This is a genomic window from Vibrio sp. 1069 (genome assembly GCF_033340555.1).
This window is the reverse complement of sequence record NZ_JAWOWP010000226.1, coordinates 1-828: the sequence shown is the minus strand read 5'-3', so window position 1 is coordinate 828 and position 828 is coordinate 1. Positions and strand designations below refer to the sequence as shown.

The window sequence follows — 828 nt, the reverse complement described above, 5'->3', positions numbered from 1 at the left end:
CGGCAAAAATTACGCTTAGCGTACGCCGCAGAGATTGCGACGGGTGCGCGGAAGTATCTACAAAATCTTGCGGTTGAAGCTGAAATCAAACTCAAAGAAGGCTATTCACTTGTGGCCGCTGTCGGAGCGGGCGTAACGAAGAATGCCAACCATTGTTTTGGTTTTTACCAAAAATTGAAGCACGCACCAGTTGAATTTGTTTCTGAAACTGAATCAGGTCTAAGCCTAGTTGCGGTACTACGTCGCACCGATACCGAAGCATTAGTACAGTTGATTCACAGCCAGTTATTCCAAGCGCAAAAGCGCGTAGCGGTAGCGTTATGTGGAAAAGGCAATATCGGTTCTAGCTGGTTAACTCTATTTGCGACTCAGAAACCAGAACTCGAAAAACGCCACGGTATGAGCTTTGACTTAGTCGCCGTTGTCGATAGCCAGACATATTGGTTTGATGAAAAGGGTATCGATGCGGCGGCGGTTGCCGACAAGTTTGATGATGAAAGTATTGAGAACGATGGGGCGTGGCTGAGTCGGTTAGGCGATTTACAAGGTTATGATGAAGCTGTGGTATTGGACATGACCGCGAGCAAAGAGTTGGCGCAACGTTATGTTGATATCGCTCAGCAAGGCATCCATTTAATTTCTGCTAACAAAGTTGCAGGCTCTGCCGATAGTCAATATTACCATCAAGTGCAAGATGCATTCGCGAAAATCGGTCGTTACTGGCTCTACAACGCGACGGTTGGGGCTGGGTTACCTATCAACCATACCGTGCGAGATCTGCGTGAAAGTGGTGATGAGATTGTGGCGCTATCCGGAATCTTCTCGGGA

General features: G+C 47.7%; 1 pseudogene. It reads left to right on the top strand.

The window, feature by feature from the left end:
* Window positions 1–828, top strand: a pseudogene (gene metL, locus R7040_RS25605) (bifunctional aspartate kinase/homoserine dehydrogenase II); the annotation flags it as partial.